Here is a 21,766-nt window from a genome sequence, read left to right as displayed (position 1 = left end):
GTGTCCGCGCGTTACAAAGCTCAGAACAGCGTCTTGCGCGTGACCGGCGACGCGACGGTCATCACCGCGGCCAGGCGTCCCGCATCGGTATTGGCCCCGCGCTCCTGATAGGCTTGAGCCGCGCGCAATGCCATCACTCTCAGGGGCTCAATTTCCGGCTCTCCCCAGCCTTGCAGCGTGAACACGAACTTCGGCACCTCGTCAGGATAGTTGGCGATGGCCTGAGCCAGCGCCTCGCCCGCTCCCTGCGGCTGCCCCGCCAGCGCCCGGCAAATGCTTAAACGGAGCATCACCGCCACGTATGGCTGATCACGAGCCAATCGTTCATAAAATGGCAGCTGCACATCCAGATGTTTTTTATCCGGCGTCAGATAATTGCTTAAAATCAGATCGGTAGACTTGCTCCACATGGGATTCAGCCCAACTTTCTCGATGTAATCCACACGTTGGATATTTTCCTGCGCCACGCCGCCAGGCGCAGCATAGTTCAGCAAGCGCCAGAAGATCGCCACGCCGAACAGCACATGCGACAGCATCAGCGCACCGCTCATCGCACTGAAAATGCCAAGCACCCTGGTCCTCACCCGCAAGCGCCAGCTCGGAGCCGGCCCCAGAGTGCAAACAATCACCAGCATCCCCAAAAACGGCAAATACCATAGCGGAAACTCAAACATGCTATGCGACAGAATCATCAGCGCAATGGAAAGCAACATGAGATTTTCCGAACTTTGCTGGCCACGGCCAAAAAATGGCGACAAACAAACCAGCAAGCCGCTACCCACGCATAATGTTCCTATCCACCCGGTCTCCGCCAATAGCTGAAAGATCAGATTATGGCACTGAGTGAACAATACACTTTCCGGAACTTTGGGTAATCCACCGAAAGTTTCCAGCCAGACAGATTGCGCCGCATAGCGTCCGACACCCACGCCCAGCCATGGATGCTCGAGAAACACTTGCCATGCCTTAGTCCACTCCACGCGCCGCCTGGCGCCAAACCCACCCTCCAGCATTCTCTCCGAACCACTTTGCGCCGTTATCGGAAACCCAAATTTATTCAGAAAATAAATAATCTCGTGATTGAACAACTGCGCCACGGCCAAAAGCAGAGTAGATATCACTAAAGCGACAATCATCCGCTGTACGCACTCGCGCCCTGAAGCGCGTCGCTGCCAAAACCAGGCCAGAAACATCACTCCCAGGAAATAAGCCAATGGCAGGCGCGCCCCCGTCCAAGTGATCAGCAAAACCAATCCCAGCAACAAAGGGATGCCTAACAAGGCACGCAGCCGATTACGGCCATAAAGATAACAACCCGCCAGGATACCCCAGCAAAGGTATTGCGCATATTGGTTACGCTGGCCGACATTGCCTACTATTGCAGTTGGCGCCAGAGGATCGTACAACACCATTCCATGGCCTAAAGCCGCAAGGCCCAATACCTGTGTCAGTCCCAGCAGCGCCTGAATTCCCGCTCCCAGCACCATTATCACAGCCAGAACGACGCAAATATCCGGCCTCGACAGTCGGACGCGATTGCTCAAGAAGAACGCCAGCAACGACATCACCACCAGCGACGCCACAACCTCCCCCCCCATCCGCGCATTGTCCAGCAGCAATGTATTGCCGAGGGAAATAAAAATCGTCAGCAGCAATAGAAAAACCATTGAGGCTGGTATGATTAGACTTCTTCGCTGACAAGAAATCGTAAACAATGCAGCGATACCCACAGAAGCGACCACGACCGCATCTGTCCACCAATCCTGCAATGGCATGTAACGAGCGTAATTCAAAAACGGTAAAATCAAGCAACCGAAGAATAACAAAAATACGGGCCAGGCAGCTTCCCGCTCATCTAGCTTTTCTCTCTCCAGCATACATGCCGCCCGCATCTTATTTTAAAATTGCCATGGTATGGCATGGCCCCGGAAGAAAGCAACATCAGCAGCCAAAACAAAAAAGGCACCGAAGTGCCTTTTGAAAAATCCGAACGCCATCATTGACGGCAAGTGGACGGTACCCAGTTAGCGCTCAATTGAGTCCCGATCGCAGTTGTGCCTGAGCCGGTATAAGTGCAATACCATTGCACGGAACCCGCGGTCACAAGAGGCACAAGGTCAACCTGCGCGCCATTGGAAACCGTGCTGTTGTAAGTAATCTGAATCACACCGCTAGCCAGAACGTTAACGCTGCTTACCGCGCTGCCCGTGATGGAAGTCGCCAAACCGTAGGTCGTGTTATACGGCGAAGAGCCGGACGCGGCGAAAGAATTGTTGGTCGCGTAATATTCTGTCACCGCCGTCTTCGCGGCATCCGCCAGAGACAAGCCTTCCGACACCCGCGCGCGCTTGGTGTAATCCTGATAAGCCGGAATCGCGATCGCGGCCAAAATGCCGACGATGGCCACCACGATCATCAGTTCGATCAGGGTAAAGCCCCGCTGCCGATGCTGTTTCTTCATGTTGCACTCCCAGTTTGAGCCAAGCTTAGCCAAAGTGGAGGGAGACGCATTGCCTCATCCCTCCTTCCCATCTTCAAAGGTCGCGGGTTTGCCCCGTCATGTTGTACCGAAACCGACCAGCACGAAACATGCCAGCCCCGCGGAAGGCCGGCCATCGACGCCGATCCGGGCACAGCCTTGTCAGCATAGGTCAGAAACTGCCGTTTTTCGTCACACGGACTGCCCGTTCGGACTGTGCTAGCATCGCTTTCCCACCCGGATACACAGGAGCCGCCCCATGAGCAACCAAGCCTGGCTGGAGCGCAGTTTCGCCGCCGTATGGCATCCCTGCACCCAGATGAAGCGCCATGAGCGGCTGCCCATCGTTCCCATCGCCAGCGCGGACGGTGTCTGGCTGACCGATTTCGACGGCAAGCGCTATCTGGACGGCGTCAGCTCCTGGTGGGTGAATTTGTTCGGCCACGGCCACCCGCGGATCAAGCAGGCGGTGCGCGAGCAGCTGGACAGGCTGGAACATGTGATGCTGGCCGGCTTCACCCACCGCCCGGTGGTAGAACTGTCCGAGCGCCTGGCCAAGCTATCCGGCCTCGGCCATGCCTTCTACGGCTCCGACGGCGCCAGCGCCACCGAAATCGCGCTGAAGATGAGCTTTCATTACTGGAAGAATCTCGGCCGGCCTCAGAAGAGCCGTTTCGTCAGCTTGGAAAACAGCTACCACGGCGAAACCGTCGGCGCGCTGGCGGTCACCGACGTGCCGCTGTTCTCGTCCACCTACGCCGAGCTGCTGAAGCCCGGCCTGCGCGCGCCCAGCCCGGACGCCCGGCAAGCGGGGCCTGGCGAAAGCGCGGCCGATGTCGCGCTGCGCGCCGTCCGCTCGATGGAAAACCTGCTGGCCAAGCATGGCGGCGAGATCGCGGCGGTGATCGTCGAGCCGCTGGTCCAGGGAGCGGCAGGCATGGCGATGTACGATCCCGTCTACCTGACTGAGCTGCGCCGGCTGTGCGACCGCTACGAGGTGCATTTGATCGCGGATGAAATCGCCGTCGGCTTCGGCCGCAGCGGCAGCTTCTTCGCCTATCAGCAGGCCGGCGTCACGCCGGACTTCCTGTGCCTGTCCAAGGGCATCACTGGCGGCTTCCTCCCCTTGTCCTGCGTGCTGACCCGGGACGAAATCTACCAGGCCTTCTACCACGACGACGTGACGCGCGGCTTCCTGCACTCGCACAGCTACACCGGCAACGCGCTCGCCTGCGCGGCCGCGCTGGCGGTGCTGGACATCTTCGAAGACGAAAACGTGCTGGAGGCCAACCGGCTCAAGGCGGCCGATTTCACCGAACGGATGCGCCCGCTGATCAAGCGGCCCGAAATCCGCCACTTCCGCCATCAGGGGATGATCTGGGCCTTCGATGTCGAAACGTCGCGCGCGGACTTTGCATTGGCTTATTTTTCGGCCATGCTGAAACGCGGATGCCTGTTGCGGCCGATAGGAAAATCGGTCTACTTCATGCCCCCGTACACGCTCAAACCCGAGGAGATGGACTGGCTGGTGGCGGCCGGCGTCGACGCGCTGGACGAGGTGCTGGCAGGAGAAAGCGCCGGCGGCGACGCAACCCCGCTGCCCTGAGCACCTCCGTCCCTTCCTTTTCGCAGCGCTCGCCTCGGAGCCTAGCCCGAATGCCGCCACTCGTCTTGCCGAAGAAGGATATGGACCCGCAACTCGTCGACACCCAGCCTGCCAGCGTCGCCGCCTGGCTGGAGCGCTTGCCTTACACCGACCTTGCCGAATGCGGCAAGCTGCTGGGCCAGGGCCTCCACCAGCTGGGCCGCGTCCCGATGGACCCCATGCAGCGCTACAAGCTGCTCAAGCTCTATCTGAAAGCGCTGGATCGTTACTATCCCTTGCTGGAGAACGAAGCCCAGCACGGCGACGCGGTCTCCTCTCCCAAGATGCGGCTGCTGGCTGCGATCAGCGTCAAGCTGTTCGCCAACCTGTTCCTGGCCTTCAAGCAGACGCTCAACGAGAAGCTGGCCCGCCATGCGCTGCTGGAGCGCGAGCAGCCCAAGCAGGAACTGCTGCTGTACACGATGATGGCCGCGCGGCAATACCTGAACATCAGCCAGCAAAACTATTACCCGCTCCCCGACGGCTTCTGGCTGGACTGCCACCAGCTGTACGGTCTGGCGCTGCAACGCGGCTGGCAGGACAAATCATTGGCCGGCGACGACACGCTGGCCGTCATCTACCGCCAGCTGCTGCTGCTGGGACTCACCGCCACCAACCGGCTGTCGACCAGCGACATGCAGCTGGCCCGCCAGCTGGCCTACGATCTGGCCAAGCAGGTGGAGCTGCTGCCCTTGGCGCGCTTGCCGGAAGGCCGCCAGGGCTATGTTCTGGATCTGCGGGAAGACGCCCCGCCTCGCTATCTCCCCGCCCGGCCGTCTCCATCCCAGCCCGATTGCTTTCTCCTCGAGCTGTCCGGCGCGCTGGCCTCGATGCGGAAAAGCCTGGCCCAACTGCGCAAGACCTCCAGCGGCAGCGCCTCCCCCATGCTGAACGACGAAGTGCGGCTGCTCAGCGGCCTGGCGGAGGAGTGGCAGCGCCCGCGGCGGCGGCGGCACAGCCGGGAAGACGCGCACGCGCAAGCCGAGGTCACCGCAGGCGTCCCCGCCATCTGGCACCGCGTCAACGGCGGCAGCTGGCAACCGGCCGGCGCGGATCCCGATGAGGACGGCTCCCATCTGCGCCCGCCTCCCGCTTCCAGCCTGTTGACCATCGCCAACCGCAGCGAATCCGGCTACCTGCTGCGCGGCCAGCCGCAGGAGCAGCCGCTGCGCGCCGGGGAAGTCCTGCTGCTGAACCTGGCCGGCGAAGCCCGGCTGTGCGCGGTGCGCTGGGTGCTGATGCAGCCGGCCGGCGCTGAGGTGGAATGCGGCGTGGAGATCCTGGGGCCGCAGCCGCAGCCGGTGCGGGCCATGCCCAGCATCACCCACAGCGGCGACAGCTTCCAGCGCGGCCTGAGGCTGCCCGCCAGCGCGGATGCCCCGGCGCTGCTGCTGTTGCCGGGCCATCCCTTCAGCCAGTTGCGCGAGTTCAGGCTGCGCGATGAAAACGGCGAGCAACTGGTCCGCGTCGCCAAGCTGCACCAGCAATCGCCGCATTTTCAGCTGATGGAATACCGTCCCAGCGAGCAATTTTGACCTGGCGCAAGCCCCGGGCTTTTTCGGGTACACTGCCCTCTCTATAATTATTGGCTTTCATAGAGAGGTCCATTGATGCACTCGGTGATTCACGCTTCCGACCGTATCGTGGTCAAAGTAGGCTCCAGCCTGGTAACCAACGATGGCAGGGGGTTGGACCTGAACGCCCTGGCGCGCTGGGCGGAAGAAGTGGCCGAACTCAAACGCCGCGGCAAGCAGGTGGTGCTGGTTTCCAGCGGCGCCATCGCCGAAGGCTGCCAGCGCCTGGGCTGGACCGTGCGTCCCAAGGGCGTGCACGAGCTGCAGGCCGCAGCCGCCGTCGGCCAGATGGGACTGTGCCAGGCCTATGAGAGCGCCTTCCGCTCCTTCGGCCTGCGCACCGCGCAGATCCTGCTGACCCATGAAGACCTGGCCGACCGCACCCGCTACCTGAACGCCCGCTCGACGCTGACCAGCCTGCTCAATCTGAACGTGGTGCCGATCATCAACGAGAACGACACCGTGGTCACCAGCGAGATCCGCTTCGGCGACAACGACACCCTGGGCGCGCTGGTCACCAACCTGATCGAAGCCGACGCGCTGGTGATCCTGACCGACCAGAAAGGCCTGTACAGCGCCGACCCGCGCAAGCATCCCGACGCCGAATTCATCCACCAGGCCGAAGCCGGCGACGAGCGCCTGGAAGAGATGGCCGGCGGCGCCGGCTCCAGTGTCGGCACCGGAGGCATGATCACCAAGATCCTGGCCGCCAAGCGCGCCGCCCGCAGCGGCGCCGCCACCGTGATCGCCAGCGGCCGCGAGCCCCATGTGCTGTCGCGCCTGGCCGACGGCGAATCCATCGGCACCCAGCTGGTCGCCGCCACCAACCGCATGGCCGCGCGCAAGCAATGGCTGGCCGACCACCTGAAGCTGGCCGGCCGGCTGCTGCTGGACGACGGCGCCGCCCTGGCGATACGCGAGCGCGGCACCAGCCTGCTGCCGGTGGGCGTCAGCGCGGTGGAAGGCGATTTCCTGCGCGGCGAGGCGGTGGCCTGCGTCGATGCATCCGGCAACGAGGTGGCGCGCGGCCTGGTCAACTACAGCTCGGACGAGGCGCGCCAGATCATGCGCAAAAGCACGCGCGAGATCGAAACCGCGCTCGGCTACATCGTGGAGCCGGAATTGATACACCGCGACAATATGGTGGCCTTGTAAGCACACCGCGGCCTCCCCGCAGCGGGAGGCGCGAAGTTTTCCCGACCCCTGCCAGTGTCTGGCCGGGGTTTCATTTTTCGCTATCACAAGGATGACATGGTATGAACAAGCTGGCTCTTTCGGCGCTGATGACACTAGCCTGGGGTTCGGCATCCGCCGCGGATGTGCTGCACATCTACAACTGGAACAACGCGCTGTCGCCGGACACCGCCAAGCGCTTCGAGCAGTCGTGCAAGTGCAAGCTGGTTCAGGACTATTACGGCGACAACGAAGAGATGCTAGCCAAGCTGGCCGCCGGGGCCAAGGGCTACGACATGGTGTTTCCCACCGCCTTCGCGGTGAACACGCTGCTGAAGCAGGGCAAGCTGCAGCCGCTGGACAAGAGCAAGCTGCCCAACTGGAAAAACCTGAACAGCGGCTATCTGGCGCTCAATCAGCCCTTCGACCCGGGCAACCGCTACGCCGCGCCGACCGTGGTGTCGCTGACGCTGATCGGCTACAACGCCACCCAATTGCAGAAAGCCGGCGTAGCAAGCAAGGCCAACAGCTGGGCGCTGGTATTCGATCCGACCGTGCTGGCGAAGATCAAGGGCAAGGTCACCGTGCTGGACAGCCAGCGCGAACTGATGGCCGCCGCGCTGATGTATCTGGGCAAGGACGCCAACTCCGCCAATCCGGCCGACTGGAAGGCCGCCGCGGACACCATCCGCAAGGCCAAGCCGTATTGGGCCGCGTTCAACAACCAGAGCTACATCAAGGAGCTGACCGTCGGCAACATCTGGGTAGCGCTGGGCTATTCCAACGACCTGTTCCAGGCGCAGCAGGACGCGAAGAGCGCCAAGCGGCCCTTCGAGCTCGCCTACCGTCCGCAGCGGGAAGGCAATGTGCTGGCCATCGACAATATGACCATCCTGAAGGACGCGCCGCGCCCGGACCTGGCGCACAAGTTCATCAACTTCATGCTGGACGGCAAGAACGCGTCGGAGATCTCCAACCAGATCGGCGCGACCAACCCGGTCAAGGCGGCCGAGGCCTTCTTCAAGCCGCAGATCAAGGCCAACCCGGTGATCATGCTGGACCCGTCCCAGGGCAAGTACGTGGCGCTGAAGGACCTGGACGCGAAATCCCGCCGCGAGCTGAACCGCCTGTGGTCGCAGGTGAAGATCGGCAGCTGAGCGCCCGCTCCATGAAAAACGCCAGCCTCCGGCTGGCGTTTTTCATTCGTGGATCACCGTCACCCGCGGCCAACGCTCGCGGTAGCGCTTGTCGGCCACCCGCCGGCGATAAATCTCCGCGCTGACCCTGGCCGGATTGCGGCGCACCGTCATGCCGAACAGGTCGTCCAGCCCGAACGGCGCGATGATGCGCAGGCTGTCGTCGGCGTTCAGCGCGACGCCGACCGCGGTCGCGTACTCCGGCCAGGTCGCCACCGCCGTCTCCAGCGACGGCAAGGGCTCGACCGGATAGCCGAAATGATCGGCAAACCACAGGTGCACCGCCGCCTGGTTGGTCACCTCCCAAGGCAGGTCGGGATGGGCGGACGCCAGCCGGCGCTGCAGCGCAGCCTCGCGATCGGGCGACAGATCGGCGGCGTCGAAGTACGCCAGATCGATGTCGGACAGCGCCGACGGCTTGGATTCGAAGCCATGCAGCGCATCCCACGCCAGGCCGCGCACCGCGCCGGCGCCTATGCACCAGTCGGCCAGGCCCAGGTCCCGCGCGGCGCGCAGCGCGCGCATCAGCCACGGCGAGGCGCGGACCAGCTCCGCCAGCCGGCCGGCGTCACTCGTCGCCATGCCGGCGCGGGCCCGACTCCTCGCGGCGGTACTCCACCGCGCGCATGATCGCGTAGGCCAGCATCGCGCACAGGAAAAACAACAGCACCACCCAGGCGATGGATTGCAAGGTGCTGATGAAGGCCTGGAACAACTCCAGCAGCCAGCGCTCGCCGCTCAGCTGCAATTGGGAGGTGCCCTTGCCCGGCGCCGGCGGCAGGTACTGCTGCAGCGACCATTGGCGCACGCCGCCGGAAATGCCGCTGACCACGATGGCGAAGAACACGTACTTGCGCCAGGCGTCGGCCAGGTCCTGGCCCAGCGTGCGGCTGAGTATCTTGCCGACGGCGGGGTCGAAAAAACGGGCGGCGGCGGCGGCGGTAACCACCACCACGATCAGGATGGTGGTGAACAACACGTAGAACATGATGGCTTGCTCGATCAAGGAATACTGTCATTGTACGCGCTTTGCATGCGCGCCACCCGGCCAGCCTTTGCGCGCGGACAAGCGCCGCCGCCTTCTGCCCTATCCGGGATGCGAAAACGGCCCCGAAGGGCCGCTCGGCGGATCATGGGCAGGACGTCAGGCATCCTTCGCCGGCAGGCCGAAATGCAGATAGGCCTGGGCGGTGGCCATCCGCCCGCGCGGCGTGCGCTGCAGATAGCCCTGCTGGATCAGGAAGGGTTCGATCACGTCTTCTATGGTGTCGGTGGATTCGCCTATCGCGGCGGCGACGTTGTCCAGGCCCACCGGGCCGCCGGAAAACTTCTCCAGGATGGCCTGCAGCAGCTTGCGGTCCATCACGTCGAGGCCCGCCGGATCGACGTCCAGCATCGCCAGCGCGGCGTCGGCCACCGCCACCGTCACCACGCCGTCGGACTTCACCTCGGCGTAGTCGCGCACCCGGCGCAGCAGGCGGTTGGCGATGCGCGGCGTGCCGCGCGAGCGCTTGGCCACCTCGAAGGCGCCGTCATCGGACAGCTGCACATTGAGCAGGCCGGCCGAGCGGCTGACGATGCGGGTCAGCTCCTCGGCGTTGTAGAACTCCAGCCTGGCGACGATGCCGAAGCGGTCGCGCAGCGGGTTGGTCAGCATGCCAGCGCGGGTGGTGGCGCCCACCAGCGTGAACGGCGGCAGATCTATCTTCACCGACCGCGCCGCCGGGCCCTCGCCTATCATGATGTCGATCTGGTAATCCTCCAGCGCCGGGTAGAGGATTTCCTCCACCACCGGGCTCAAGCGGTGGATTTCGTCGATGAACAGCACGTCGTGCGGCTCCAGATTGGTGAGCAGCGCCGCCAGGTCGCCGGCGCGCTCCAGCACCGGGCCGGAGGTCTGGCGCAGATTGACGCCCATCTCGCGCGCGACGATATGCGCCAGCGTGGTCTTGCCGAGGCCCGGCGGGCCGAACAACAGCACGTGGTCCAGGGCCTCGCCGCGCTTCTTCGCCGCCTCGATGAAGATCTCCAGCTGCTCGCGCGCCTTCTTTTGGCCGACGTACTCGTCCAGCAGCTTGGGCCGCAGCGCGCGCTCCAGCGCCTCTTCCTGGTCGGACGCGCGTTGCGGGGTGACGATGCGGCGCTCCGGCGCGGCGCCGAACAGCTTGTCGGTTTCTATCATCGGGGAACTCTTGGGGTGAATCTTGCTGCCGACATTCTAACACCGCGCTATACTCGCCGCTGGCCGCGCTGTGCGGCCAACGTCTTCGGGGCGGGGTGCGATTCCCCACCGGCGGTATGGCGCGCAAGCGCCGAGCCCGCGAGCGCCTTCGCCGCACGGCGAAGGGTCAGCAGATCTGGTGAAATGCCAGAGCCGACGGTAATAGTCCGGATGAAAGAAGACGACGCCAGTCATCCGTCCGCGCCCGCGGCTGGAAAACTGTGTCGTATCCGCGCGTTTATCGCGCCGGATAGCCGTACGCTATCCGCTTCACGCCCACGGGACGTGTTTCTCAATCCATTATTTGAGGACCGTTTCCATGAACGCCCACACCGATATCCTTTCCCTGCGCGTCCACGCCGCGCTTGACGCCTTGCGCCGCGGCCTGCCGGTCATCGTCGCCGACGACGCCGACCGCGAAAACGAGGCCGACCTGATCCTGGCCGCCGACGCGCTCACCGTGCCCGAAATGGCGCGGATGATCCGCGACGGCAGCGGCATCGTCTGCCTGTGCGTCACGCCCGAGCGCGCCGAGCGGCTGCAATTGCCGCCGATGGCCGCCGAGAACGGCAGCCGCTACGGCACCGCCTTCACCGTCGCCATCGAGGCGGCCGAGGGCGTCACCACCGGCGTGTCCGCCGCCGACCGCGTCACCACCATGCGCGCCGCCATCGCGCCGGATGCCAAGCCCAGCGATCTGGTGCGCCCCGGCCACGTCTATCCCATCGTCGCCCGCGCCGGCGGCGTGCGCGAGCGCCGCGGCCACACCGAGGCCTCGGTGGAGCTGGCGCGGCTTGCCGGCTTCAGCCCGGCCGGCGTGCTGTGCGAGCTGATGAATCCGGACGGCACCATGATGCGCGGCCAACAAGTGCAGGATTACGCCGAGCGCCATGGCCTGCCGCAATTGTCGGTCGCCGAGCTGGCCGAATGGCTGCAGCGCGAACAGGCTTGAGGAGGCGCGACATGTTCACAGGCATCACCCAGGCCATCGGCCGCATCGCCGCCATCGAAGAAGGCGAGGCCAGCCGCCGCATCGCCGTAGACTTCCCGGCCGGCTTCTGCGCCGGGCTCATCCAGGGCTGCAGCGTGTCCGTCAACGGCGCCTGCCTGACCGTGGCCGCGCCGCCGCGGGGAGACCGCGCCGAGTTCGACCTGATCCTGCCGACGCTGGTCACCAGCACGCTGGCCGCGTGCGGCGTCGGCGACGCGGTCAACGCCGAGCGCGCGCTGCGCGACGGCGCCGAGATCGGCGGCCACGCGCTGTCCGGCCACGTCGACTATCAAGCGACCGTCGAGCAGCGCAAGGAATACGGCGACAACCTGTGCCTGCGGCTCTCTGTGCCCGCCGGCGCGCTGCGCTACCTGTTCGCCAAAGGCTACGCGGCGCTGGACGGCGTCAGCCTGACCATCGCCGACATCGACAAGCAGGCCGGCTGGATAGAAGTGTGGCTGATCCCGGAAACCCGCCGCGCCACCTCGCTCGGCGCCAAGCAAGCCGGCAGCAGGCTGAACCTTGAGATCGAACGCGACACCCAGGTGCTGGTCGACACCATGCGCGAAGCGCTGGAAGACAAGCTGGCGGCGCTGATGCCGCTGCTCGCGCCCAGGCTGGACGAGCTGGCGCCCGCGCTGCTGCCAGCCAGCCGCCACCGCCCGGCCCTGGCCGCGCGCTGAGCGCGGACCGGCGGCCGCGAACCAATCGGCCGCCAGCCTGTCTGCTGAACAGGGGCGCATCCGCGCCCCTGTTTTCTTTATCGCCGACTCCATGCTCCGCTTCATTTCCTTCCGCGGCCTGCTGCTGGCCGGCTTTCTCGGCGTCGCGCTCATCCCCGCCGCGGCGCTGGTGCAGCTGCGCCACGAGCTGGGCCTGGCCGCCGACAGCGCCCAGCGTCACCAGCGCCAGGCCCAGCGCTGGCAGGACATCGCGCGCCTGTCGCAAGAGCAGGCGGTGCAATTCGAGCGCGCCAGCCGCCAGGCGGCCATCCTGCGCGACCGCAAGCTCAACGAGACCGCCAGCCAGGCGCGCGGCGAGCTGCTGCGCGCGCAGCGGACGCTGCGGCAGGATGCTCCGGCCGAAGCGCAAGCCGGCATAGACAGCGCCCTTGCCCTCGCCTCGCAATTGCAGCGGCTTCCCCCCAATCGCCGCCAGCAGCGCGACGCTCTGTTCCGCCAGCTGAACCGCGTGCTGGATCAACAGCAGCAGACGCTGGCCCAGGCCGGCGAAAAGCGGCAGGCCAGCTGGCGGGACGACATCGAACGGATGCGGCTGCAGGCCAACCGCCTGGCCTGGCTGGCGCTGGCCGCCGCCGTGCTGCTGGCCTTGATCGTCACCCTGCTGATCCACGCCCCGCTGCGCGGCCTGCAGCGCCGCATCGCCCGGCTGGCAGGCGGCGCCCGGCAGCTGAACTGGCGCCAGGCCGGCCCCGCCGACCTGCAGCGCCTGGGCCGGGAGCTGGAACAGCTGGACCTGCGGCTGGTTGAGCTGGAACAACAGAAGACCCGCTTCTTCCGTCAGGTCTCGCATGAGCTGAAGACGCCGCTGGCGTCGATACACGAGGCCGCCGCGCTATTGAAGGAACAGGTGGCCGGCCCGCTCAATCCGCAGCAGCGCCACATCGTCGACATCCTGGGCAACAACGCGCTGACGCTGCGCCAGCGGGTGGAGGCGCTGCTGAAGCAGGACGCCGGCCTCTGGCTGTCCACCACGCTGAACGTTTCCGCCTTTCCGCTGCGCCAGCTGCTGGAGGCCAGGCTGGCCAGCTGCCAGCCGCTGTGGCAGGCCAAACGGCTGGAGGTGGCGCTGGACGGCGCGCCCGGCGCGGTGCGCGGCGATCCGTCCAAAGTGGAGACCATCGTCGACAACCTGCTGCTCAACGCCATCCGCCACAGCCCCGCCGGCGGGCGGCTGACGCTGCGCTGCGGCCGCGAGCGCGGCCAGGCCTGGCTGGAAGTGGCCGATCAGGGCCCCGGCGTGCCCGACGCGCTGCGCGACAAGATCTTCGAACCTTTCTGGAGCGGACCCACGCCCGACGGCGAACGCCCCGGCAGCGGCCTCGGCCTGACCATGGCGCGCGGCTACGCGCAGCTGATGGGCGGCGAGCTGCGGCTGCTGGACGACGGCCCCGGCGCGCGCTTCCGCCTCCACTGGCCTGAACCGGAGCCGATATGACCCCATCCGTTTTCCCGCGGCGCTGGCTGCCGCTGATGCTGCTGCCGCTGCTCGCGGCCTGCGCCGGCGTCCGCCAGCCCAGCCCGCCGATACGCTACTGCCCGGGCAGCGACGCGCTGCTGATCGCGCTGGACTGGCCGGACGAAGCCGTGCGCCAGCGCTGGCAGGCCTACGAAGCCTGCGACAGCTACCGCCTGCTGCGCGTGCTGCGCGCCAACCGTGGCGATCCGGGGCGCCTGGCCGGCGAGCTGGACAAGCTGCTGGCCGACAAGAGCCTGTCTCCGGCCAGCGCCACGCTGGCGCGGCTGCAGCTGCGCCAGGCCCAGGCCCAGTTCCGGCTGCAGGACCAGAACGACCGCCAGCAGCAGCAATTGCGCGACCAGCAAAAACGCATCGACGACCAGGCCGCCAAGCTGGACGCGCTGCGCCGCCTGGAACTGGATCTGCCCAAACCCAACGGCCTCAGCGGAGGAAGCAAGCGATGAACGCCCCCGCCCGCATCGTCCTGGTGGACGACGATCCCGACCTGCTGTGCCTGGTCAGGCTGCGGCTGGAAGCCGCCGGCCACGAGGTGGAGGCGCTGGCCAGCGCCGAAGCCGCGCTGGCGGCGATGGCAGCCCGCCGCGCCGACCTGCTGCTGACCGACTGGCGGCTGCCGGGCATGGACGGCCTGCAGCTGTTCGAAACCGCGCGCCGCCGCTATCCGACGCTGCCGGTCATCCTGTTCACCGCCCACGGCACCGTGCCGGACGCGGTGGAGGCGGTCAGCCGCGGCGTGTTCTGTTATCTGGAAAAACCGTTCGACGGCCAATTGCTGCTGGACAAGGTGGCGCAGGGCCTGACGCTGTCCGTGGGCGACGGCGCCCCCGGCGACGGCTGGCGCGCCGGCATCGTCAGCCGCGGCCCGGCGATGGAGGAGTTGCTGAGCGAGGCGCGGATGGTGGCCGCCACCGACGCCAGCGTGCTGCTGCAGGGAGAAAGCGGCAGCGGCAAGGAAGTGCTGGCGCGTGCCATCCACCAGGCCAGCCGCCGCGCCGGCCGGCCCTTCGTCGCCGTCAACTGCGGCGCGATTCCGGAAAACCTGCTGGAGAGCGAGCTGTTCGGCCACGAAAAAGGCGCTTTCACCGGCGCCGCCGCCCGCCACGACGGCCTGATCCGCCAGGCCGACGGCGGCACGCTGTTCCTGGATGAGATCGGCGACATGCCGCTGCCGCTGCAGGTCAAGCTGCTGCGGGTGCTGCAGGACCGGGAAGTGCGGCCGGTGGGCGCCAGCCGGCCGCTGCCGGTGGATATCCGGCTGCTGTCGGCCACCCACCGCGACCTGCCGGCCCGCATCGCCGACGGCCAGTTCCGCGAGGATCTCTATTACCGGCTGAACGTGGTGGCGCTAACGCTGCCGCCGCTGGCCGAACGGCGCGAGGACATCCCGCTGCTGGCCCAGCATTTCCTGCAACAGGTGGCGGCGCGCTACGGCAAGACGGTGACGGGCTTCGCGCCGGACGCCCTCGCTTTCCTCGCCGCCGCGCGCTGGCCGGGCAATATCCGCCAGCTGGCCAATGTGGTGGAGCAGTGCTGCGTGCTGGCCACCGGCCCGCTGCTGACCCTGTCCCAGGTGGAAAAGGCGGTGGCCGGCGAATCCCGCGCCATCCCGACGCTGGCCGAAGCCCGCCGCGAGTTCGAGCGCGACTACCTGGAGCGGCTGCTGCGCCTGACCGGCGGCAACGTCAGCGACGCCGCCCGGCTGGCCGACCGCAACCGCACCGAGTTCTACCGGCTGTTGCAGAAACACGAGCTGCACGCCGCCGCGTTCAAGGATGGCTAAGCGCCTGTCGCCAAGCGGCGACAGCCTCAAGCCATTGATTGGCATGGATTTTCCGGCAAATGGCCGGATCGCTGTCGCCGAACGGCGACAAATCCGGCCCCGCTGAGCGGTCCACTCCCCGCCAAAAACAGACAAGCGACTGATAAATAAGGAAAAACAAGCGCTGGCACGGCGCTTGCTGTATCGGGAGCCAAGCGCGATTGGCCACAAGGCGCTGCGGAACAGACGGCCCGGCGGAAATGCTTCCCCGCCGATGCCGTCCCGGGACGCCGGCCGAACGCAACGACCTCACCCAGTCCAAGGAGACTCATCATGCGCAAGACCCTGATCATCGCCAGCCTGATTCCCGCCCTGTACGCCGGCGCCGGCATCGCCGCGGAAACCAAGCAGACCGCCAGCTCGCCGGCCCAGGAGCAAGCGGTTCAGCAACACGCCGCCGCCAACCCCGCCGACGCGGAGCTGGGCCGCCAGATCAACGAAATCGTCGCCAAGTCCGCCGCTCAGCTGGGCGCCAAGGTCGAGGCTCAGGTCAACAACGGCGACGTGGTGCTGAACGGCACCGCGCCGAATCAGGACGTGGTCTCCCGCATCGCCGAGGAAGTGGCTCGCGTGCCGGGCGTGAAGAGCGTGCGCAGCCAGGTCAACCTGCTGCCCGCCGGCTAAGTCCGATTTCGCCGTTCGTCCCGGACGGCAACCGTCCCGCATCCGTTTGCCCGCCGAAAGGCGGGCTTTTTTTTCGCCCGCTCAATGCCACAGCGCCGTTTCGGTCTCCGCCGGCGTCATGTAGCGGCCGATCAGCCTGCGCATGGTGCCGTCCCGGTTCATCTTGTCCACCAGCGCCTGCCACTGGCCGATGTCCTGCTCGGAAAACGTCCGCTTGGTGAACACGATGCCGCGCGGGCTGGGCGCGGAGACCTTGTCCCAATCGGCCACCCGCACGCTGTCTTCCAGATTGAATTCGCGCAGTTTCTGGCGATAGACCATGGGCGTGGAGAAAATGCCGGCCACGCGGTTTTGCGCCAGCAGACGGAACAGAAAGTCCTCCTCCGGCACTTCCACCACCCGGCCCTTCGCCGCCAGCTGGACCACCAGCGGATCGTAATAGGCGCTGGTGCTGTAGCTGCGGACAATGGCCCAGCGCCACGGCGCGCCGGCCTGGATGAAGCCGTCCATCGAATCGATGGCCGCCGGCAGCTTGGGAGACAGCAGCACATACTGCTTGAGCTGGATGTAGTTGAGGAACCAATAGACGCGATCGCGCTCGGGGGTGGCGATGGCCGACAACGTGATGTCCAGCCTGCCGGCCTCCAGCTCGCGCCAGATGCGGGCGCGCGGCATCACCTCGTATACGAAGCGGCAGCCGCTGCGGCGGCGCAGCTCTTCGGCGACATCCCAGTCCAACCCGTTGCGGTCGGTGTAGAACAGGCCGATGCGGTAGAAGGCCAACCGTATCGGATGCGGCGGGCAATGAAAGGGGGAGGCGAAAGCCGGCATGACGCCCAGGCCGATTCCCAGCGCAACCGCAGCCACGCACCGCCTCATCATGCCCTCGCCCTCCCGTCGACTCGGCCTCGCGCGGCCGCATCGGCAGTATAGGCGTCAGACCTTCATCAGGCTCTTCAGCGCCAGGCGCACGCCTTCGCTGACCGTGACCTCGGATGGCAGGCTCTTGGTGGCCGCCGCCGCTTCTTTCTCGTTGTAGCCGAGCGCCAGCAGCGCGTTGACGATGTCGCTCTTCTCGTCCGGCGTGGCGGCGAAAGCCAGGCCGCCCGGCACCGTCAGGTTGCCGCCGGTGGCGAGCTTGCCGCGCAGCTCCAGCACCAGCCGCTCGGCGGTCTTCTTGCCGATGCCCGGCACTGCCGACAAGCGCTTGATGTCCTCGCTGGCGACGGCGATCGCCAGCTCGTCGGCGGTCATGCCGGACAGGATCGCCAACGCGATCTTGGCGCCGATGCCGGTCACCTTGATCAACTGGCGGAAGGTCTGCCGCTCCTCCTTGCTGGCGAAGCCGTACAGCAAATGGGCGTCCTCGCGCACCGCCAGGTGGGTGAACAAGGTGCAGGGCTGGCCCAGCGCCGGCAACTGGTAGAAGGTGGTCATCGGCACGTCCACTTCATAGCCGACGCCGTTCACGTCCACCACCACTTGCGGCGGCAATTTTTCGATCAGTTTTCCGGAAAGACGTCCGATCATCTTGGCATTCTCGCAATCAGGCCCGCGCCGGACTGGCGCGGCTGCCGGCATTATCCCACAAGCCGCGCCCGCGCCCACCCGGCTCGGCCGGCAAGACCCCGCCCGGCGGCGAAAGCCCATGCTGCCGGCTTTTGATATACCCCGATAAGCTATTCAAATATTTAAAAGTAACTACGCTTAAAACAAATCAAGCTCAGATTATATTTCGTCGCGCGCCGGTGAATATTAACAAGATGGCTATTTCATTTCATGCCGCGCCGGCCGCAGCCTGATATTCAGCCAGTCGCGCGGCTGGGCATTCAGTTCCCAAGCCAATATAAAATCAAATGTCATTCCAAAAGCCAGAGCCAATCCCAACCCAAGCATTCCACAATCATTTCAGCTGGGCATAATGAATCGGCAAGGCCACATTACCCAGAGTCAAGAATATCAATACTGGAAATATCAACCCAAACTTGCTGGGCTCGGTTTTGACAGCGGCCGCAAAGCCGCCTTGGCTCCCCATCGACAAGGAATGCATCCGTGAAGAAACTGCTTGCCGTTTCATGCCTGTCGGCATTATCCCATTTCGCCGCCGCCGCGCCTTTTTCCCCGCAGGAAACCAATTACATCAAGCTGGATTTTCAAAACCAGAACGGCAGCCGCAATATCTGCGGCGGCTCGCTGGTGGGAAAGGACCTGGTGCTGACCGCCTCGCATTGCATCCTGGACAACTGGGCCGGCGTCACCGCCTACTATGGCCGCAATTTTGAAAACCAGGCCAGCGCCCGGCGCGACAACGCCCAACCCAACTGGATCAAGTTCGACCATCACGGCGTGGCCGTGGATCTGGCCCTGCTCAAGCTGTCCCAGCCTATCGCCGGCCGCGGCGGCGCCCGCATCGTCCCAGTGGTGGCGCAGGAGGATTGCGATGCCGGCATCGGCGCGATGCAGGCGCAGCGGCGGATGGACGACCAGGGCTATCAGCTGGGACAGAGCCTGATGCAGGTCAGCGTCGCCAACATCGTCCGCCTGGGTCCGTCGCCGCTGGCCAACGGCGTCTCCCTGCTGGCCAACGGCAACGTCGGCCGCGGCGGCGACTCCGGCAGCCCGCTGCTGTCGCCCAAGGGCGTGCAAGTGGGGGTATACAACGGCAACGCCGGCAATGCGTCCGCCTTCGCCGCGCTGTGCAAGTACGCCAGCAATATCCAGGCATGGTCGGAAACGCTCAGCCCGGGCGGCACCCAGACGCCGCCTCCCGGCGACTGGGTGTGGCCGACGGAACGGCGGCGCTGAGGATTCGAAAATGGCAAAAGCGGCCCGCAGGCCGCTTTTTTTTGCGATAGGCAACCGGCGGGGCCGCCGGATCTTGCCTACACCAGCCGGCCGCCTCTCACCTTCAGCCCGCTTTTCGCCAGCTTGCCGATGGCGCCGCCGCTGTGATTCGCGTGGGTCAGCGCCACCGCCAGCGCGTCGGCGGCGTCGGCCTGCGGCGTGCCGGACAGATTGAGCATGCGCACCACCATGTACTGCACCTGCTCCTTCGGCGCCTTGCCCTGGCCGACCACCGATTGCTTGACCTGCAGCGCGGTATACTCGGCCACCGGCAGGTCCTTCAACACCAGCGCCGTCATGCAGGCGCCGCGCGCCTGGCCCAGCATCAGCGTGGCGGCCGGGTTGACGTTGACGAACACTTGCTCCAGCGCCGCCTCGGTCGGCTGGTAGGTATCGATGACTTGATGTATCCCGTTCACGATCACCTTGACCCGCTCCGCCAGGCTGGCGCCCTGCGGCGTGCGGATGGCTCCGGAGGCGACGTAATGGCGCTGGTTGCCCAGCACGTCGATGACGCCGAAGCCGCAGATGCGGCTGCCGGGATCGATGCCGAGAATGCGCCGGCTCATGCCGTCCAGCCGGAGGCGATGCGGTCGGCCTCGGCCAGCCGCTCCGGCGTGCCGACGTCCAGCCACACCCCCTGCTGCACCTCTCCGCGAACCCGCCCCTGCTCCATAGCCGCCAACAGCCACGGCAGCAAGGGACTGGCCGCGCCGGGCTTCACCTCGCGGAAGAAGGCCGGATGGTAGGCGGCCAGGCCGCAGAAGGTATACGGCGTGTCGCCGTCCCCGCAGGCGGCCACGCGGCCGTCGGCGCGCAGCGTCAGGTCGCGGCCGGTTGGGTAGCCGGCCTTGGGCGTCAGCGCCAGGTGGGCCTGCGCGGCGTCGCCGTCCAGCCTGGCTGCCGCCTTGATCAGCCGTTCGACCGGAAAATCCGCCAGCACGTCGCCGTTCAGCACCAGGAAAGGCGCGTCGCCGAGCAGCGGCAAGGCGGTGGCGATGCCGCCGGCGGTTTCCAGCGCCTGGCCCTCCGGCGAATAGGCGATGGACGCGCCGAAGCGGCTGCCGTCGCCCAGCGCCTCCTCTATCCGCTCGCCCAGCCAGGCATGGTTGATCACCAGCTCGGTGACCCCGGCGCGGACCAGGCGCTCGATATGCCACTGGATCAGCGGCTTGCCGCCGGCGACCAGCAAGGGCTTGGGCGTGTGGTCGGTCAACGGCCGCATCCGCTCGCCGCGGCCGGCCGCCAGTATTATTGCCTTCATATTCTTCTCGTTCATTTCGGGAACAGCCTCTCGGCCGGGAAAGCGCCTTCGTTCTCCCAGAAGCCGCGCTCGCTGCGCTCGGTCAGCCTCCATTGGCCATCCTGCAACTTCAAGCGGCGATAGCTGACGCGGAAGGTTTCGCCGTCCCACTCGCCCTTGGCCGGGAAATCCGGCGCGCACGACGCCAACAGGAAACCGTTCGGCGCCTCTTTCCAGCCGCTCTTCAACGCGTTCGCCATCGCGAACGGCTGGGCCGGATCGCGCCCCTCGGGCTGGGCAAAGCGGATGCCGCGCGCGCCGACGGTGAACGGCCGCGCCTCGACCCCGGAATAAGAGCCGAAACCGGCTGAATGGTCCTCCTGCAGCAGAAACACCGGCTTGCCGCCGTCGCTGAGCCGGGTGCGTTCCAGCTTCGACACGCGCCCGACCCGCAGGCGTGACAACTGGCCACCCTGACTGTCGTAGATTCGCAACTCGGACTGCGCCAGAGCCGGCTTCCAGCCATCGCCCTCGCTGCCGCCGCCGAAACCGCCGTCCTGCCGCGCGGCCAGCCTGGCATCCTGCCACAGGCACACGCGCAGCTCCTGCGCCGGGAAGCACTGCCGCTGCTTGAGATCGGCGGCGCCGGCCGCCAACGGCAGCAGCAATAAAAGCAACGGCCAGCGCATCATTGGCCCTTGACGCCCAGCACCGGGTAGCTGGACTGCAGTTCCTCGTCAGTCTCGTCGCGGCCCACCAGGTCCACCAGCAAGTGGTAGAACGGCGCCAGCTCGACATAGCGGCGGGTGGCTCGCTTCAGGTACTTGATGAAGCGCGGAATCTCGGCGCGGTACTTGTCCTTGCCGTCGCGGTGGTGCAGGCGGGCGAAAATGCCGGCCACTTTCAGATGGCGCTGCACGCCCATCCACTCGAAGGCGCGGTAGAAGTCGTCGAAGGCCTCCGGCACCGGCAGGCCGGCGGCGCGCGCCTTCTCCCAGTAGCGGATCGCCAGATCCAGCACGAACTCCTCTTCCCACTCGATGAAGGCGTCGCGCAACAGCGATACCGCGTCATAGCTGACCGGGCCGTAAACCGCGTCCTGGAAATCCAGCACGCCGGGCGCTCCGGAGGTCAGCATCAGGTTGCGGACGATGAAGTCGCGGTGGACGAAGACCTTGGACTGGGCCAGCAGCGCCGGCAGCAAGGCCTTGACGCCGGCGTCCCACAGCTGGCGCTGCTTGAAATTCAAAGGCTTGCCCAATTCCTTGGCGCAGAACCATTCCGGGAACAGGTTCAGCTCGCGGGTCAGCAGCGCTTCGTCGTATTCCGGCAACACATCCGGCTGGCTGCCCTTCTGGATCTCCACCAGGGTGTCCAGCGCCTCCAGCAGCAGATGGCGGTGCACCAGGGGACGTTCGTCGTGCTGCAGCGCGGCCAGGTAGGTGACCTTGCCCAGATCCTCCATCACGATGAAGCCCTGTTCGCGGTCGCGCAGGTAAATCTCGGGCACTTTCACCATGGAGAAGATGTCTCGCACCTTGATGTAGGCGTCGGTGCCGATGTGCTCCGGCGGCGCGTCCATCACGATGCGGCTTGCGCCATCGGGCCAGATTGCACGGAAATAGCGGCGGAAGTCGGCGTCGGCCGCGGCGAATTCAAGCTGGATTTCGTCGCCGGGATACTGTTGCGCCAGCCATTTCTTGAGCTGTTCCTGTCTTTGCATGTCGCTTTATCGTG

Annotated in this window: 22 protein-coding genes and 1 riboswitch; of the genes, 11 read left to right on the top strand and 11 right to left on the bottom strand. The window is 65.8% G+C overall.

Going from position 1 to position 21,766, the window contains the following annotated elements:
• Positions 1-20: 20 nt before the first annotated feature.
• Complete coding sequence (locus tag BKX93_RS16405; RefSeq protein ID WP_070980639.1) at positions 21-1,877, bottom strand: PglL family O-oligosaccharyltransferase; 1,857 nt, start codon at positions 1,875-1,877, stop codon at positions 21-23.
• 119 nt (positions 1,878-1,996) lie between these two features.
• Positions 1,997-2,461 carry a pilin gene (locus tag BKX93_RS25905; protein WP_046166909.1) on the bottom strand — a complete coding sequence of 155 codons (465 nt, stop codon included), beginning with the start codon at positions 2,459-2,461 and terminating at the stop codon, positions 1,997-1,999.
• 277 nt (positions 2,462-2,738) lie between these two features.
• On the opposite strand from BKX93_RS25905, the gene BKX93_RS16395 reads away from it, so the two are divergent.
• The 4 genes from BKX93_RS16395 (at position 2,739) to BKX93_RS16380 (ending at position 8,028) form a co-directional block, all read left to right on the top strand.
• Complete coding sequence (locus tag BKX93_RS16395; RefSeq protein WP_046158080.1) at positions 2,739-4,085, top strand: adenosylmethionine--8-amino-7-oxononanoate transaminase; 1,347 nt, start codon at positions 2,739-2,741, stop codon at positions 4,083-4,085.
• A gap of 80 nt (positions 4,086-4,165) precedes the next feature.
• Positions 4,166-5,659, top strand: a complete 1,494-nt coding sequence (locus BKX93_RS16390; RefSeq protein WP_070980637.1) for a hypothetical protein — start codon at positions 4,166-4,168, stop codon at positions 5,657-5,659.
• Positions 5,660-5,734: 75 nt separating this feature from the next.
• Positions 5,735-6,853, top strand: coding sequence for a glutamate 5-kinase (gene proB / locus BKX93_RS16385; protein ID WP_021478158.1), 1,119 nt, complete (start codon positions 5,735-5,737; stop codon positions 6,851-6,853).
• A gap of 101 nt (positions 6,854-6,954) precedes the next feature.
• Positions 6,955-8,028, top strand: coding sequence for an ABC transporter substrate-binding protein (locus tag BKX93_RS16380; RefSeq protein ID WP_046166907.1), 1,074 nt, complete (start codon positions 6,955-6,957; stop codon positions 8,026-8,028).
• A 42-nt stretch (positions 8,029-8,070) separates the two neighbouring features.
• Here the strand turns inward: BKX93_RS16380 and BKX93_RS16375 are convergent, their stop codons facing one another.
• The 3 genes from BKX93_RS16375 to ruvB all read right to left on the bottom strand — a co-directional run bounded on the left by BKX93_RS16375 (position 8,071) and on the right by ruvB (position 10,249).
• Positions 8,071-8,649: a nucleotidyltransferase family protein gene (locus tag BKX93_RS16375; RefSeq protein WP_070980635.1), complete on the bottom strand. Its 579-nt coding sequence runs from the start codon at positions 8,647-8,649 to the stop codon at positions 8,071-8,073.
• On the bottom strand, positions 8,636-9,055 hold the full coding sequence (locus tag BKX93_RS16370; RefSeq protein WP_046158095.1) for a hypothetical protein: 420 nt from the start codon (positions 9,053-9,055) through the stop codon (positions 8,636-8,638). Before BKX93_RS16370 ends, BKX93_RS16375 begins: the two co-directional genes overlap by 14 nt.
• Positions 9,056-9,211: 156 nt before the next feature.
• Positions 9,212-10,249 carry a Holliday junction branch migration DNA helicase RuvB gene (gene ruvB / locus BKX93_RS16365; RefSeq protein ID WP_046158076.1) on the bottom strand — a complete coding sequence of 346 codons (1,038 nt, stop codon included), beginning with the start codon at positions 10,247-10,249 and terminating at the stop codon, positions 9,212-9,214.
• Between the two features lie 77 nt (positions 10,250-10,326).
• Positions 10,327-10,475, top strand: a riboswitch (FMN riboswitch).
• Between the two features lie 132 nt (positions 10,476-10,607).
• Between ruvB and ribB the strand changes: the two genes are divergently transcribed.
• The 6 genes from ribB to BKX93_RS16335 all read left to right on the top strand — a co-directional run bounded on the left by ribB (position 10,608) and on the right by BKX93_RS16335 (position 15,942).
• Positions 10,608-11,240: a 3,4-dihydroxy-2-butanone-4-phosphate synthase gene (ribB, locus tag BKX93_RS16360; protein WP_046166905.1), complete on the top strand. Its 633-nt coding sequence runs from the start codon at positions 10,608-10,610 to the stop codon at positions 11,238-11,240.
• An 11-nt stretch (positions 11,241-11,251) separates the two neighbouring features.
• Positions 11,252-11,962, top strand: a complete 711-nt coding sequence (locus BKX93_RS16355; RefSeq protein ID WP_070980634.1) for a riboflavin synthase subunit alpha — start codon at positions 11,252-11,254, stop codon at positions 11,960-11,962.
• A gap of 91 nt (positions 11,963-12,053) precedes the next feature.
• Positions 12,054-13,457: an ATP-binding protein gene (locus tag BKX93_RS16350; protein ID WP_070980632.1), complete on the top strand. Its 1,404-nt coding sequence runs from the start codon at positions 12,054-12,056 to the stop codon at positions 13,455-13,457.
• Positions 13,454-13,942, top strand: coding sequence for a hypothetical protein (locus BKX93_RS16345; protein ID WP_070980630.1), 489 nt, complete (start codon positions 13,454-13,456; stop codon positions 13,940-13,942). The genes BKX93_RS16350 and BKX93_RS16345 overlap by 4 nt, the downstream gene beginning before the upstream one ends.
• A complete protein-coding gene (locus tag BKX93_RS16340) occupies positions 13,939-15,279 on the top strand; it encodes a sigma 54-interacting transcriptional regulator (protein ID WP_046167186.1) in 1,341 nt (446 codons plus the stop codon). Before BKX93_RS16345 ends, BKX93_RS16340 begins: the two co-directional genes overlap by 4 nt.
• A gap of 312 nt (positions 15,280-15,591) precedes the next feature.
• On the top strand, positions 15,592-15,942 hold the full coding sequence (locus tag BKX93_RS16335; protein WP_046158071.1) for a BON domain-containing protein: 351 nt from the start codon (positions 15,592-15,594) through the stop codon (positions 15,940-15,942).
• Positions 15,943-16,023: 81 nt separating this feature from the next.
• Here the strand turns inward: BKX93_RS16335 and BKX93_RS16330 are convergent, their stop codons facing one another.
• Positions 16,024-16,809 carry a substrate-binding periplasmic protein gene (locus BKX93_RS16330; RefSeq protein WP_186009431.1) on the bottom strand — a complete coding sequence of 262 codons (786 nt, stop codon included), beginning with the start codon at positions 16,807-16,809 and terminating at the stop codon, positions 16,024-16,026.
• A 69-nt stretch (positions 16,810-16,878) separates the two neighbouring features.
• On the bottom strand, positions 16,879-17,472 hold the full coding sequence (ruvA, locus tag BKX93_RS16325) for a Holliday junction branch migration protein RuvA (RefSeq protein WP_046158070.1): 594 nt from the start codon (positions 17,470-17,472) through the stop codon (positions 16,879-16,881).
• A 522-nt stretch (positions 17,473-17,994) separates the two neighbouring features.
• On the opposite strand from ruvA, the gene BKX93_RS16320 reads away from it, so the two are divergent.
• Positions 17,995-18,747, top strand: a complete 753-nt coding sequence (locus BKX93_RS16320; protein ID WP_070980626.1) for a trypsin-like serine protease — start codon at positions 17,995-17,997, stop codon at positions 18,745-18,747.
• A gap of 77 nt (positions 18,748-18,824) precedes the next feature.
• Here the strand turns inward: BKX93_RS16320 and ruvC are convergent, their stop codons facing one another.
• From ruvC to amgK, 4 genes are read right to left on the bottom strand one after another with little or no spacing between them, the layout of a single operon-like run.
• Positions 18,825-19,355, bottom strand: a complete 531-nt coding sequence (gene ruvC / locus BKX93_RS16315) for a crossover junction endodeoxyribonuclease RuvC (RefSeq protein WP_046158068.1) — start codon at positions 19,353-19,355, stop codon at positions 18,825-18,827.
• Positions 19,352-20,050 (bottom strand): N-acetylmuramate alpha-1-phosphate uridylyltransferase MurU, encoded by a 699-nt coding sequence (gene murU / locus BKX93_RS16310; protein WP_186009430.1) that lies wholly within the window; start codon positions 20,048-20,050, stop codon positions 19,352-19,354. Before murU ends, ruvC begins: the two co-directional genes overlap by 4 nt.
• 11 nt (positions 20,051-20,061) lie before the next feature.
• The gene (locus BKX93_RS16305; RefSeq protein ID WP_070980625.1) at positions 20,062-20,721 is read right to left on the bottom strand and encodes a hypothetical protein; all 660 of its coding nucleotides are present in this window, start codon (positions 20,719-20,721) and stop codon (positions 20,062-20,064) included.
• Positions 20,718-21,752 carry an N-acetylmuramate/N-acetylglucosamine kinase AmgK gene (gene amgK, locus BKX93_RS16300; protein ID WP_070980624.1) on the bottom strand — a complete coding sequence of 345 codons (1,035 nt, stop codon included), beginning with the start codon at positions 21,750-21,752 and terminating at the stop codon, positions 20,718-20,720. The genes BKX93_RS16305 and amgK overlap by 4 nt, the downstream gene beginning before the upstream one ends.
• Between the last annotated feature and the right edge of the window lie 14 nt (positions 21,753-21,766).

This window comes from Chromobacterium vaccinii (assembly GCF_001855275.1).
GTDB classification, from domain to species: domain Bacteria; phylum Pseudomonadota; class Gammaproteobacteria; order Burkholderiales; family Chromobacteriaceae; genus Chromobacterium; species Chromobacterium vaccinii.
Note: the sequence above shows the minus strand (reverse complement) of the source record. Positions and strands in the feature narration are given on the sequence as shown.

Excerpts from the sequence above, each read along its gene's own strand:
- ribB (WP_046166905.1), top strand. The coding sequence starts at position 10,608 with ATGAACGCCCACACCGATATCCTTTCCCTGCGCGTCCACGCCGCGCTT.
- BKX93_RS16370 (WP_046158095.1), bottom strand. The coding sequence starts at position 9,055 with ATGTTCTACGTGTTGTTCACCACCATCCTGATCGTGGTGGTGGTTACC.
- BKX93_RS16350 (WP_070980632.1), top strand. The coding sequence starts at position 12,054 with ATGCTCCGCTTCATTTCCTTCCGCGGCCTGCTGCTGGCCGGCTTTCTC.
- BKX93_RS16355 (WP_070980634.1), top strand. The coding sequence starts at position 11,252 with ATGTTCACAGGCATCACCCAGGCCATCGGCCGCATCGCCGCCATCGAA.
- proB (WP_021478158.1), top strand. The coding sequence starts at position 5,735 with ATGCACTCGGTGATTCACGCTTCCGACCGTATCGTGGTCAAAGTAGGC.
- ruvA (WP_046158070.1), bottom strand. The coding sequence starts at position 17,472 with ATGATCGGACGTCTTTCCGGAAAACTGATCGAAAAATTGCCGCCGCAA.
- ruvB (WP_046158076.1), bottom strand. The coding sequence starts at position 10,249 with ATGATAGAAACCGACAAGCTGTTCGGCGCCGCGCCGGAGCGCCGCATC.
- BKX93_RS16390 (WP_070980637.1), top strand. The coding sequence starts at position 4,166 with ATGGACCCGCAACTCGTCGACACCCAGCCTGCCAGCGTCGCCGCCTGG.
- murU (WP_186009430.1), bottom strand. The coding sequence starts at position 20,050 with ATGAAGGCAATAATACTGGCGGCCGGCCGCGGCGAGCGGATGCGGCCG.
- BKX93_RS16405 (WP_070980639.1), bottom strand. The coding sequence starts at position 1,877 with ATGCTGGAGAGAGAAAAGCTAGATGAGCGGGAAGCTGCCTGGCCCGTA.
- BKX93_RS16305 (WP_070980625.1), bottom strand. The coding sequence starts at position 20,721 with ATGATGCGCTGGCCGTTGCTTTTATTGCTGCTGCCGTTGGCGGCCGGC.
- BKX93_RS25905 (WP_046166909.1), bottom strand. The coding sequence starts at position 2,461 with ATGAAGAAACAGCATCGGCAGCGGGGCTTTACCCTGATCGAACTGATG.
- BKX93_RS16380 (WP_046166907.1), top strand. The coding sequence starts at position 6,955 with ATGAACAAGCTGGCTCTTTCGGCGCTGATGACACTAGCCTGGGGTTCG.
- BKX93_RS16345 (WP_070980630.1), top strand. The coding sequence starts at position 13,454 with ATGACCCCATCCGTTTTCCCGCGGCGCTGGCTGCCGCTGATGCTGCTG.
- BKX93_RS16340 (WP_046167186.1), top strand. The coding sequence starts at position 13,939 with ATGAACGCCCCCGCCCGCATCGTCCTGGTGGACGACGATCCCGACCTG.
- ruvC (WP_046158068.1), bottom strand. The coding sequence starts at position 19,355 with ATGAGCCGGCGCATTCTCGGCATCGATCCCGGCAGCCGCATCTGCGGC.
- BKX93_RS16335 (WP_046158071.1), top strand. The coding sequence starts at position 15,592 with ATGCGCAAGACCCTGATCATCGCCAGCCTGATTCCCGCCCTGTACGCC.
- amgK (WP_070980624.1), bottom strand. The coding sequence starts at position 21,752 with ATGCAAAGACAGGAACAGCTCAAGAAATGGCTGGCGCAACAGTATCCC.
- BKX93_RS16395 (WP_046158080.1), top strand. The coding sequence starts at position 2,739 with ATGAGCAACCAAGCCTGGCTGGAGCGCAGTTTCGCCGCCGTATGGCAT.
- BKX93_RS16375 (WP_070980635.1), bottom strand. The coding sequence starts at position 8,649 with ATGGCGACGAGTGACGCCGGCCGGCTGGCGGAGCTGGTCCGCGCCTCG.